Source organism: Streptomyces lunaelactis, from assembly GCF_003054555.1.
Classification (GTDB): domain Bacteria; phylum Actinomycetota; class Actinomycetes; order Streptomycetales; family Streptomycetaceae; genus Streptomyces; species Streptomyces lunaelactis.
In genome coordinates this window covers 4,939,405-4,951,095 of sequence record NZ_CP026304.1, presented here as the reverse complement: position 1 = coordinate 4,951,095, position 11,691 = coordinate 4,939,405, and the positions used below count along the sequence as shown (strand labels likewise).

The following is an 11,691-nucleotide window of genomic DNA, read 5'->3' as shown; positions in this document are numbered from 1 at the left end:
GAATGACCGCCAAGTCCAAGAGCCGCACACGTCGCGTCCTGCACGGGGCCACTGTGATCGCGCTGCTGGCCGGCAGCGCGTACTTCACCATCGAGCTGCGCAAGGAGGAGCAGGCGAAGGCGCCCGCCATCCAGGCAGTCACCGACAAGCCCGTCGACTCCGGCGCCGTCGCTGACGACGGCTCGCAGAAGTGGGAACGGCTGAAGAACCCCGCGCGCTCCGTGCTGCGCGACGGTGACGGCGACGTGCTCGCCACCTTCACCGACGGCGCCCGGACCGCCACCCTGACCGGCCCGAGCCGCACCTTCACCGAGCCCGCCAACACCAAGTCCAAGGTGGTCACGGAGAACTGGGTGCGCCTGATGCCCGAGGAGTGGCGCAAGGGCTCCGAGCGCGAGCAGTGGTTCAAGGACTGGTTCAAGGAGAACTACGGCAGCAAGAAGGAAGACCTCTTCGCCATCGCCTTCCAGTACGGCGACCAGGCGCCGCCGAAGAAGGACGCCGACGGCACCCAGTACGCGGGCGACGCGGCCTTCGGTCCCCTCAACCCGAACTCCGCCGGGGCCGGCGACCTCCGGCTCGAGCAGTCGGACTTCTACGACTACCTCGGCCAGTCGTACACCTTCCGCAGCGGCACCACCCTCGCGGCCGAGCCGGCCAAGTACCGGGCCATGGACTGCTCGGGCTTCATCCGCACGGTCTTCGGCTACCGGGCTCGCTACCCGCTGATGGCGACCGACACCTCGGGCGACGGTCTGCCGCGCACCGCCAACGGCATGGCCCGCTCAAAGGCCGGCGTCGACGTCATCCCGCTCAAGGGCGTCGCCCCGGCGGACCGGCCCAGCTCGACCGACGTGCTGCAGCCGGGCGACCTGGTGTTCTTCAAGCTCGATACGCGCACCGCACAGCGCCTGGACCATACGGGGATGTACCTCGGCAACGACGCCGACGGCCACAAGATCTTCATCTCCAGCCGCGAGGAGGCGAACGGCCCCACGATCGGCGACAAGGGCGGCACATCGCGCCTGGACGGCAACGGCTACTACGCCTCCACCCTGCGCAGCGCCAAGCGCCTCTGACTCAAACGCCGGCACACCCGGCCCCGCCCGCGTTTGAGGCGCGGGGCCTGGGGCGGAGCCCCGCTTACGGGAAGGGGCGGGGTGGGGGAAACCCCCAACCCCGCCCCTTCCGAAACCCGCGCCCTACGTCGTCCGCCGCCGCCGTCCGCCAGGACGCCGCTCCGAAGGCCGCGTCACATGCTCGCCCGCCTCCACCGCCGCCTCGCGGCGCCTCGCGCCGAACTCCGCCAGCGCCTCCGCCAGCTTGTGCACCGACGGCTCCGGTGACAGCACGTCCACCCGCAGCCCGTGCTCCTCCGCGGTCTTCGCCGTAGCAGGGCCGATGCACGCGATCACGGTCACGTTGTGCGGCTTGCCGGCGATCCCCACCAGATTCCGCACCGTCGAGGACGACGTGAACAGCACGGCATCGAACCCGCCGCCCTTGATCGCCTCCCGCGTGTCCGCCGGCGGCGGCGACGCGCGCACCGTCCGGTACGCGGTCACGTCGTCGACCTCCCACCCGAGCTCGATCAGGCCCGCCACCAGCGTCTCGGTGGCGATGTCCGCCCGCGGCAGGAAAACCCGGTCGATCGGATCGAAGACCGGATCGTACGGCGGCCAGTCCTCCAGCAGACCCGCGGCCGACTGCTCACCGCTCGGCACGAGGTCCGGCTTCACACCGAAGTCCACCAGCGCGGCAGCGGTCTGCTCCCCCACCGCCGCGACCTTGATCCCCGCGAACGCACGGGCATCGAGCCCGTACTCCTCGAACTTCTCCCGCACCGCCTTCACCGCGTTGACCGACGTGAAGGCGATCCACTCATAGCGACCGGTCACGAGCCCCTTGACCGCCCGCTCCATCTGCTGCGGCGTACGCGGCGGCTCGACGGCGATCGTCGGCACCTCGTGCGGCACAGCACCGTAGCTGCGCAGCTGGTCGGAGAGCGAAGCCGCCTGCTCCTTGGTCCGCGGTACGAGCACCTTCCAGCCGAAGAGCGGCTTGGACTCGAACCACGAGAGCTGGTCGCGCTGGGCGGCGGAACTGCGCTCACCGACCACGGCTATGACGGGCCGGTGGCCCTCGGGCGAGGGAAGTACCTTCGCCTGCTTGAGGACCTGTGCGATCGTCCCGAGGGTCGCGGACCACGTCCGCTGCCTGGTCGTCGTACCGGCGACGGTGACGGTCAGCGGGGTGTCCGGCTTGCGGCCCGCGGCCACCAGCTCGCCCGCCGCCGCGGCGACCGTCTCCAGCGTCGCCGAGACGACGGCCGTGCCGTCGCTCGCGCCGACTTCGGTCCAGCACCGCTCACTCGCGCTGCGGGCGTCGATGAAACGTACGTCCGTGCCCTGCGCGTCGCGCAGCGGTACACCGGCGTACGCGGGTACGCCGACCGACGTGGCGACACCCGGCACGACCTCGAAGGGAATCCCCTCGGCGGCGCAGGCGAGCATCTCCTGACCTGCGTTTCCGTCGAGGCCCGGGTCACCGGTGACCGCACGGACGACCCGCTTGCCACCCCTCGCGGCCTCCATGACAAGATTGGCCGCATCCCTGAGGACGGGGATCCCGGCGGCTGTTGACGCGTCGTCAACAACCGTCAGTTCAGGCGTGCTTACGTTCGCCCGCGCATGGCTGCGTACAACGTCGAGCACTTCCGGCTCGGCGATCAGTACGTCGGCTCCCGCGAGCGCCTCGACAGCGCGCAGAGTCAGCAGTCCGGGGTCGCCGGGACCGGCGCCGAGGAAGGTGACGTGCCCGTGTGCCGAGAACACCGAGGATGCGTTGGCGGTGGGACGGGTGGGGCTCAAAGTGCTCGCTCCCCCATAAGACCGGCCGCACCCTTGGCAAGCATCTCGGACGCGAGTTCGCGACCGAGCGCGACAGCGTCGTCGTGCGACGTGGGTACGGGACCGGTGGTGGACAGCTGCACCAGCGTCGAGCCGTCGGTTGTGCCGACGACGCCGCGCAGGCGCATTTCAGTGACAACCTGTCCGTCGGCCAGCAGGTCGGCCAGCGCACCCACAGGTGCGGTGCAGCCGGCCTCCAGGGCGGCGAGCAGGGAACGCTCGGCGGTCACGGCGGCCCGGGTGAACGGGTCGTCGAGCTCGGCGAGTGCGGCGGTGAGGTCCGCGTTGACCGCGGCGCACTCTATCGCCAGTGCCCCCTGGCCGGGGGCGGGCAGGACGAAGTCGACCGACAGGAAGTCGGTGACCTCGTCGATCCTGCCCAGGCGGATGAGCCCGGCGGCGGCGAGAACCACCGCGTCCAGCTCCCCGCTGCGTACAAATCCGATCCGCGTATCGACATTGCCGCGGATCGGCACGGTCTCGACCGCCATGCCGTGGCTGCGCGCGTGCGCGTTGAGCTGCGCCATCCTGCGCGGCGAACCGGTCCCGATCCGGGCGCCGTTCGGCAGCCGGTCGAAGGTCAGCCCGTCGCGCGCCACCAGCACGTCCCGCGGGTCCTCGCGCAGCGGCACGGCCGCCAGTGCGAGGTCGTCGGGCTGCGCAGTGGGCAGGTCCTTCAGCGAGTGGACGGCGAAGTCCACCTCGCCGGCGACGACAGCTTCGCGCAGCGCGGTGACGAAGACCCCCGTACCGCCGATCTGTGCGAGATGCTCACGGGAGGTGTCCCCGTACGTGGTGATCTCGACGAGCTCCACGGCACGGCCGGTCAACTGGCGCACCGCCTGAGCCACGCGCCCGGACTGAGCCATGGCCAGCTTGCTACGCCTGGTCCCGAGCCTCAGTGCCCTCTCGGTCATACTCGCCCTCGATTCGGGTCATTCATGTCGGCCCGGCTGACGGAGGCGACCGTCTCCGGGTCGAGGTCGAAGAGTGTCCGCAGCGCGTCCGCGTACCCGGCACCGCCGGGCTCGCCGGCCAGCTGCTTGACCCGCACGGTGGGCGCGTGCAGGAGCTTGTCGACGACGCGGCGCACGGTCTGGCCGATCTCGGCGCGCTGCTTCTCGTCGAGGCCGGGGAGCCGGCCCTCGAGCCGCGCGACCTCACCGGCCACCACATCGGCGGCCATGGCGCGCAGGGCGACGACGGTCGGGGTGATGTGCGCGGCGCGCTGGGCGGCGCCGAAGGCGGCGACCTCGTCGGAGACTATGCCGCGCACCTGGTCCACGTCGGCGGCCATCGGCGCGTCGGCGGAGGCCTCGGCGAGGGACTCGATGTCGACGAGCCGTACGCCGGCGAGGCGGTGAACGGCGCCGTCGATGTCCCGGGGCATGGCGAGATCGAGCAGCGCGAGCCGTACGGGCCCGTTGGCCCGCGCCCGGGCACCGGAACCGGTCCGAACGCTCCGCGCCGCGCTGTCGACCCAGGCCCCGTGCTGCGCGAGGTCCTCGGCAGGCGGCGGCTCCAGCCCCACAGGACAGCCATCCGCCCCCGCGGGCACATCAAGCCCATCCAGCCCCGTCGGCGTTTGAGGCGCGGGGCTCGGGGCGGAGCCCCGACCTGCGCCCGCATCGTCATCGGAGAGCCCAGCCGCGGCCGAGCGATCGTGCACACGGCCGTCCCGCGCCGCCGTCGCCGCGAGCCGCGCCACCAGGCTGCCGTCCGGCGCCCGCAGATCCACAGCGGACACCGGCCCCGGAACCACGTGCTCCGCAAGCGCCGCCGCGACCGACTCCGCGGTCAGGACAAGACCCGTCGCACCGGTGCACGAGACAGCCACATCGGCACGTGTCAGCTCTTCGCCGACAGAAGCCATCGGTACCGCGTGCGCGGCCACTCCGTCCGGCTCCGCCAGCACCGCGGCCAGTCGCTCCGCGCGCTCCAGCGTCCGGTTGGCGATGACAAGTTCACGTACGCCCAGGCGCGCGAGCGTCGTCGCGGCGAGCGAGGACATCGAGCCGGCACCGATGACCAGCACCCGCTTGTCCGCCGCCCACTCCTCGACGTCGGCGCCGTCGGCCAGCTGCTGCAGACCGAAGGTGACGAGCGACTGCCCGGCCCGGTCGATCCCGGTCTCGCTGTGCGCGCGCTTGCCGACCCGGAGGGCCTGCTGGAACAGGTCGTTGATCAGCCGGCCGGCGGTGTGCAGCTCCTGCCCCAGCGCGAGGGCGTCCTTGATCTGCCCGAGGATCTGCCCCTCGCCGACGACCATGGAGTCCAGTCCGCAGGCCACCGAGAAGAGGTGGTGTACGGCCCGGTCCTCGTAGTGCACATAGAGATACGGAGTGAGCTCCTCGAGCCCCACCCCGCTGTGCTGCGCGAGCAGCATCGACAGCTCGGCGACACCGGCGTGGAACTTGTCCACGTCCGCGTACAGCTCGATGCGGTTGCACGTGGCCAGCACGGCCGCCTCGGTGGCGGGCTCCGCGGCCAGGGTGTCCTGGAGCAGCTTGATCTGAGAGTCGGAGGCGAGGGAGGCCCGCTCCAGCACGCTCACCGGCGCGCTGCGATGGCTGAGACCGACGACCAGGAGGCTCATGCCGGCATCACGGCGGGCATATCCCCGTCGGGTCCCTTCCGGCCTGCGGCCTCGGCCTCCTCGCCGGCCTTCCGCTGCTCGTGGAAGGCGAGGATCTGCAGCTCGATCGAGAGATCGACCTTGCGCACATCGACGCCGTCGGGCACGGAGAGGACGGTGGGGGCGAAGTTGAGGATGGAGGTGACACCGGCCGCGATCAGGCGCTCGCACACTTGCTGTGCGGCGCCGGCGGGCGTCGAGATGACGCCGATCGAGACACCGTTGTCGCTGATGATCTTCTCGAGTTCATCGGTGTGCTGGACGGGGATCCCGGCGACCGGCTTCCCCGCCATGGCCGGGTCGGCGTCGATCAGCGCGGCGACCCGGAAGCCGCGGGAGGCGAATCCGCCGTAGTTGGCGAGCGCGGCGCCGAGGTTGCCGATACCGACGATGACCACGGGCCAGTCCTGCGTCAGACCGAGCTCGCGCGAGATCTGGTAGACGAGGTACTCGACGTCGTAGCCCACTCCGCGCGTCCCGTAGGAGCCGAGGTAGGAGAAGTCCTTGCGCAGCTTCGCGGAGTTGACTCCGGCGGCGGCCGCGAGTTCCTCGGAGGAGACCGTGGGAACAGAACGCTCCGACAGCGCGGTCAGAGCGCGCAGGTACAGCGGAAGTCGGGCGACGGTGGCCTCGGGGATTCCTCGGCTACGGGTCGCCGGTCGGTGATTTCGGCCAGTTGCCACGGTGCTCCTGCGGGATGAGCGAGGCTGCAGGCGGCCGTAGGTCCCAGGACCGCCCCGTCGAATGCAGGCTATGTCTTTGTGAACGCGTGCACAAAGATGGTGTCCGTTTTGTCCACCCAAAGTGACCGGGGTCACGCAATCCGTACGCATGTTCCTGGAACCTCGGACCGCGTCGGCCCGTTTAAGACCCGAACGGGGCAAAACCGTACACACTCCTCACGAACGCGCCCCCGAGACCGCCTACTGTGCCGTGTCCGCATCGCGTCCCGATAGAGCCGGGCCCATATGCGGACCCGAGCAGAACGTCCCCGACGGTAGCGGCGCTTCCCTTTACGCCCCCAGTCCTTAGGCCCCGAGTTCGCGACGCAGCCGTCCGGCATCCACCCGCCAGAACGTGTGCTGCTCCCCGTCGACCAGGACGACCGGAATCTGCTCCCAGTACGCACGGTGCAGCGCCTCGTCCTGGGTGATGTCCTTCTCCTCCCAGGACGCACCCGTCTCGGTACACACCTCCTCGATCACGGCCCGCGCATCGTCACAGAGGTGACACCCCGGCTTCCCGATCAGCGTCACCACCCGCTCGGCGGCCTTCTTCTTCGCACGTCGCAACACAGGACTCATGTGCCCATTCTCCGCCCGCCCCGGGCGAATGCGGCCCGCATCCCCTACGTCCGGATCGCCCGTTTAACGAACCGGTCGCGGAGAGTTCACGCCATGGCATCCCGGCGTGTCGGGAAGTACCGAACAGACTGGCTATGCTCACGACATGGCCGCACTGGGATGGCTCACCCCCCGTAGGCGCTCCGCCACCGCGCGGAGCGTGCTCGCAGGCGAGGCAGCAGCCGAGGCAGCGCGCAAGTCGTCGCAGGAACTCGAGGCTCTCGAAGCACTGCACGGCACTGCCCCGGCCGCCGAACCGGACTTCCCCGTCGCCGGGGACGACCGGGCCGCAGCCTTCTTCGACCTCGACAACACCGTGATGCAGGGCGCCGCGATCTTCCACTTCGGCCGCGGCCTGTACAAGCGGAAGTTCTTCCAGCGCCGGGAACTGGCCCGGTTCGCCTGGCAGCAGGCGTGGTTCCGGCTGGCCGGCGTCGAGGATCCGGAGCATATGCAGGACGCCCGCGACAGCGCCCTGTCCATCGTCAAGGGCCATCGCGTGGCCGAGCTGATGAGCATCGGCGAGGAGATCTACGACGAGTACATGGCCGAGCGCATCTGGCCCGGCACCCGAGCCCTCGCCCAGGCGCACCTCGACGCCGGGCAGAAGGTCTGGCTGGTCACCGCCGCTCCCGTGGAGACCGCGACGATCATCGCCCGCCGCCTCGGCCTGACCGGCGCGCTGGGCACCGTCGCCGAGTCCGTCGACGGCGTGTACACGGGCAAACTCGTGGGCGAGCCGCTGCACGGACCCGCCAAGGCCGAGGCGGTACGCGCCCTGGCGCACGCCGAGGGCCTGGACCTGACCCGCTGCGCGGCGTACAGCGACTCGCACAACGACATCCCGATGCTGTCGCTGGTGGGGCATCCGTACGCCATCAACCCGGACGCCAAGCTGCGCAAGCACGCCCGCGCTCGCGAGTGGCGGCTGCGCGACTACCGGACGGGCCGCAAGGCCGCGAAGGTCGGCATCCCGGCAGCGGCCGGCGTGGGCGCCATCGCGGGCGGCACCGCGGCCGCGGTCGCCCTGCACCGCCGCCGCCGCTGACGCCGCCCGCTGACGACGGCACTGCGAACACAGCGACGAGGACGGGACGGTCCCGCGGGCAATCCCGTACCCTTGCCCGCCCGAGCCCCCTGCCAGGCCTGTTGCCGCGTGTCGGGCACAACCCACCGCACGACACGACAGATCACGAAGCAATTCGATCAACAAGTGCTCACGATCTGCGACTTGAAGCGTCGCAAAGTCGCAACAGAAGCGACGGAAACGACGATTTGAGCAACTGGGTGTAGCACTGCCTGTACGAAGCGTTATTCTCCTCAGACGCATGACGGACCCCACCAGTCCCCACGACGGGTGAACGGTCCCGCACTGCACGTGATGGAAGCTCTGCCTCTGGGAGTCCCGTGTACCCACACGTCGGGGTTGACGCCTCGGGCCTGGCTACGCTGCGCGCAACGGTCCTCGACCACTTGCGCGGCTTCGTCCCCACCGCGTACGCCGTCCCCGCATTCGCCATGCCCCGCCTTGCCGTCAGCGGCCCGGCCGGCCCCTGCTACGCCCTGGCCGACGGCCGCGCAGCCGTCGGCAGACGGGGCGGCCGGGGCACCACCGGCGCCTCGACCACCGCCCGCCGCCCCAGTGCCGACAGCGACAGTGCCCGCATGATGGATCTGGTCGAACGTGCCCAGGCGGGCGAGGCCGACGCTTTCGGCCGTCTCTACGACCAGTACAGCGACACCGTGTACCGCTACATCTACTACCGCGTGGGCGGAAAGGCGACGGCGGAGGACCTCACCAGCGAGACCTTCCTGCGCGCCCTGCGCCGCATCTCCACCTTCACCTGGCAGGGCCGCGACTTCGGCGCCTGGCTGGTCACGATCGCCCGCAATCTGGTCGCCGACCACTTCAAGTCCAGCCGCTTCCGGCTGGAAGTGACCACCGGCGAGATGCTCGACGCCAATGAGGTCGAGCGCAGCCCGGAGGACTCCGTCCTCGAGTCCCTCTCGAACGCCGCACTGCTGGAAGCGGTCCGCAAGCTCAACCCTCAGCAGCAGGAATGCGTGACCCTGCGCTTCCTGCAGGGCCTCTCGGTCGCCGAGACGGCCAGGGTCATGGGCAAGAACGAGGGCGCGATCAAGACCCTCCAGTACCGGGCGGTGCGCACACTGGCCCGGCTCCTCCCCGACGACGCCCGCTGACCGCCCCCAACTCACAATCGGTGACGCCTCGATGACGCACTGGTCCGATCATCCTTCGCGCGTAACCCAAGTGCCACGACGCTCGTTGTGCGGGATGCAGGCTCCCTGTGGTCACGCCATGCCCGCACCCACTCACTCGATCGAGTGGATGCACTCAAGGCGTGCAACCCTCCAGACCCCCAGGGGAGTCGATCGTCATGACGAGAGGAGGTGCCGCCAGTGATCGGACACGTTTCGGCGCACCGGGCGAACGCCTTCGCCCAGGCCTTGGAAGATCAGGCGGCCAAGCAGCCCGAAGAATCGGTCGAACCGACCGGGCACGGACGGCTGTTGGCTCTGGCGAACGGTCTCGGCGAATTGCCGAAACCGGAGATGGATCCCGAGGTCAAAGTGGTGCAGCGAGCACAGCTCGTGGCTGCCATGGAAGAGATGTTCGCTTCGGGAGGTGCGTCCGCGGGCCCTACGGTGCCCGAGCAGCGGACGCCCGGCCGCGGCGCCCATCGGGCCTCCCCGCTCCGGAAATTGCGACCGCGTTCCCGCTGGTCGAAGGGCATCGCGGTCGGCGGTCTCACCGTCGGTGTGGCCGCGGGAGCCTTCAGCGGAGTGGCCGCTGCCAGCTCCGACGCCCTGCCCGGTGATTCGCTGTACGGGCTGAAGCGTGGCATGGAGGATCTGAAGCTCGGCCTGGCGGACGACGACTCCGACCGCGGCGGGCTCTACCTCGACCACGCATCGACCCGGCTCAGCGAGGCTCGCCGCCTCATGGAGCGCGGCCGCGCGGGCGACATGGATCACGAATCGCTCGGCGAGGTCCGCCGCGCGCTCAACGGCATGAGACACGACGCCACCGAAGGCCACCGCCTGCTCCACGAGGCGTACGAGAGGGACGGCTCCCTCGGCCCGATGGCCAGGCTCAATTCGTTCTCCCGGTCCCATCGCGACGCCTGGAACGGGCTGCGCGACCGGCTGCCGGCCCAGCTGACCGACGTCGGCAATGAGGTGAACTCGGTCTTCGACGCCATAGACGAAGAAGTCGGCCCCCTGGAGTCGATGCTGCCACGGCCCCCGGAGAAGGGCCGCGGCTCCCAGGGCCCCGGCTCCACCCAGGACGCCACGAGCACTTCGGGCCCGGGACGTACGACACCCTCCTCACCGGCGTCCGGCGACGGTCGTACGGGAGACAGCGGCAAGCCGCGGCCGTCCGGTTCGGGCAGCACGGCGGACGACGGCCTGCTCGGCGGAAACACGGGCGGTCTGTTCGAGCCCCCGGTGAACGGCGTCTCGCCGTCACCGTCAGGCAAGAACACCACCCTGCCGGAGCCGGACGTCACGATCCCGCCGCTGCTGCCTGGGCTCCTGCCGGGGCTGGGCATCGACGGCGAGGACGCGCCGTAGGCCGTAGCAGTACGGGTGAGGGCGGGAGCTCCTGAGAAGGAGCGCCCGCCCTCACGCGTATGCCCTCGCACATATGCCCCGGCAGGACGTGTCAGAAGAAGACCGACCGCCGCTGCACCAACAGCTTGTAGAGCGTGTGCTGGATCTGCTCCCGTACCTGGTCCGTCAGGTTGAACATCAGCATCGGGTCCTCCGCCGCCTCCGGCGGGTACCCGTTGGTCTGGATCGGCTCGCCGAACTGGATCGTCCACTTCGTCGGCAGCGGCACCGCACCCAGCGGCCCCAGCCACGGGAACGTCGGCGTGATCGGGAAGTACGGGAACCCGAGCAGCCGCGCCAGCGTCTTCGCGTTGCCGATCATGGGGTATATCTCCTCGGCCCCGACGATCGAGCACGGCACGATCGGCGCCCCCGCCCGAAGCGCCGTCGAGACGAACCCGCCACGCCCGAAGCGCTGGAGCTTGTAGCGGTCGCTGAACGGCTTGCCGATGCCCTTGAAGCCCTCCGGCATCACACCGACGACCTCGCCGCGCTGCAGCAGCCGTTCCGCGTCCTCCGCGCACGCCAGGGTGTGACCGGCCTTGCGGGCCAGCTCGTTGACCACCGGCAGCATGAAGACCAGATCCGCGGCGAGCAGCCGCAGATGACGGTTGGCAGGGTGGTTGTCATGGACGGCGACCTGCATCATCAGCCCGTCCAGCGGCAGCGTCCCCGAGTGGTTGGCCACCACCAGCGCCCCGCCCTCGGACGGGATGTTCTCGATGCCCTTCACCTCGACCCGGAAGTACTTCTCGTACAACGGGCGGACCATGGACATCAGGACCTGGTCGGTGAGCTCCTTGTCGTAACCGAACTCGTCGACCTCGTAATCACCGGTGACCCGCCGCCGCAGAAACGCCAGACCGCCCGCGATCCGCCGCTCCCAGCCGCCCGTGCCCGCCGTCTCCTGAGCCGCCAGGGGCTCTCGGCCCGCGTCCGCCGCCCGTACCGCTCCCCGGCGCTCGCCGTCCTTGCTCTGCGCCGGCAGCGGGCTGACCGGAGCCTCGCGCACCACCGCGGGCTCGGCCTTCCGCCGGCCGCCCACCGCGGGGCGCCGCCGCGCCGGGCGCTGCGCGCTGCCGCGCGAACGGTCGTCGTCGAAGGGAATGACCTTGGCGTCCGCCATCGTTGGCTGCGCTCCTTATTCGGCGTCGCTCTGAGTCGTCTG

Annotated in this window: 10 protein-coding genes; 4 read left to right on the top strand and 6 right to left on the bottom strand. The window is 70.3% G+C overall.

Annotation, left to right across the window (positions count from 1 at the left end; genetic code table 11):
* Positions 1 to 2: 2 nt before the first annotated feature.
* Positions 3 to 1,079: an NlpC/P60 family protein gene (locus tag SLUN_RS22835; protein WP_108151157.1), complete on the top strand. Its 1,077-nt coding sequence runs from the start codon at positions 3 to 5 to the stop codon at positions 1,077 to 1,079.
* Between the two features lie 123 nt (positions 1,080 to 1,202).
* On the opposite strand, the gene SLUN_RS22830 is transcribed toward SLUN_RS22835, so the two are convergent.
* From SLUN_RS22830 to SLUN_RS22810, 5 genes are all read right to left on the bottom strand, one after another.
* The gene (locus SLUN_RS22830; protein WP_108151155.1) at positions 1,203 to 2,870 is read right to left on the bottom strand and encodes a bifunctional uroporphyrinogen-III C-methyltransferase/uroporphyrinogen-III synthase; all 1,668 of its coding nucleotides are present in this window, start codon (positions 2,868 to 2,870) and stop codon (positions 1,203 to 1,205) included.
* Entirely contained in the window at positions 2,867 to 3,826 is a 960-nt protein-coding gene (gene hemC / locus SLUN_RS22825; protein WP_108151153.1) for a hydroxymethylbilane synthase, read from the bottom strand. The genes SLUN_RS22830 and hemC overlap by 4 nt, the downstream gene beginning before the upstream one ends.
* Entirely contained in the window at positions 3,823 to 5,505 is a 1,683-nt protein-coding gene (locus tag SLUN_RS22820; RefSeq protein ID WP_108151151.1) for a glutamyl-tRNA reductase, read from the bottom strand. The genes hemC and SLUN_RS22820 overlap by 4 nt, the downstream gene beginning before the upstream one ends.
* Positions 5,502 to 6,227 carry a redox-sensing transcriptional repressor Rex gene (locus SLUN_RS22815; protein ID WP_108151149.1) on the bottom strand — a complete coding sequence of 242 codons (726 nt, stop codon included), beginning with the start codon at positions 6,225 to 6,227 and terminating at the stop codon, positions 5,502 to 5,504. The genes SLUN_RS22820 and SLUN_RS22815 overlap by 4 nt, the downstream gene beginning before the upstream one ends.
* A gap of 345 nt (positions 6,228 to 6,572) precedes the next feature.
* Complete coding sequence (locus SLUN_RS22810) at positions 6,573 to 6,848, bottom strand: glutaredoxin family protein (RefSeq protein WP_108151147.1); 276 nt, start codon at positions 6,846 to 6,848, stop codon at positions 6,573 to 6,575.
* 145 nt (positions 6,849 to 6,993) lie between these two features.
* Between SLUN_RS22810 and SLUN_RS22805 the strand changes: the two genes are divergently transcribed.
* From SLUN_RS22805 to SLUN_RS22795, 3 genes are all read left to right on the top strand, one after another.
* Positions 6,994 to 7,935 carry an HAD family hydrolase gene (locus tag SLUN_RS22805; protein WP_108151145.1) on the top strand — a complete coding sequence of 314 codons (942 nt, stop codon included), beginning with the start codon at positions 6,994 to 6,996 and terminating at the stop codon, positions 7,933 to 7,935.
* A 359-nt stretch (positions 7,936 to 8,294) separates the two neighbouring features.
* The gene (locus SLUN_RS22800) at positions 8,295 to 9,089 is read left to right on the top strand and encodes an ECF subfamily RNA polymerase sigma factor, BldN family (protein WP_108151143.1); all 795 of its coding nucleotides are present in this window, start codon (positions 8,295 to 8,297) and stop codon (positions 9,087 to 9,089) included.
* 219 nt (positions 9,090 to 9,308) lie between these two features.
* A complete protein-coding gene (locus tag SLUN_RS22795; protein ID WP_108151141.1) occupies positions 9,309 to 10,484 on the top strand; it encodes a DUF5667 domain-containing protein in 1,176 nt (391 codons plus the stop codon).
* Positions 10,485 to 10,575: 91 nt separating this feature from the next.
* Here the strand turns inward: SLUN_RS22795 and SLUN_RS22790 are convergent, their stop codons facing one another.
* Positions 10,576 to 11,649: a lysophospholipid acyltransferase family protein gene (locus SLUN_RS22790; RefSeq protein WP_108151139.1), complete on the bottom strand. Its 1,074-nt coding sequence runs from the start codon at positions 11,647 to 11,649 to the stop codon at positions 10,576 to 10,578.
* Between the last annotated feature and the right edge of the window lie 42 nt (positions 11,650 to 11,691).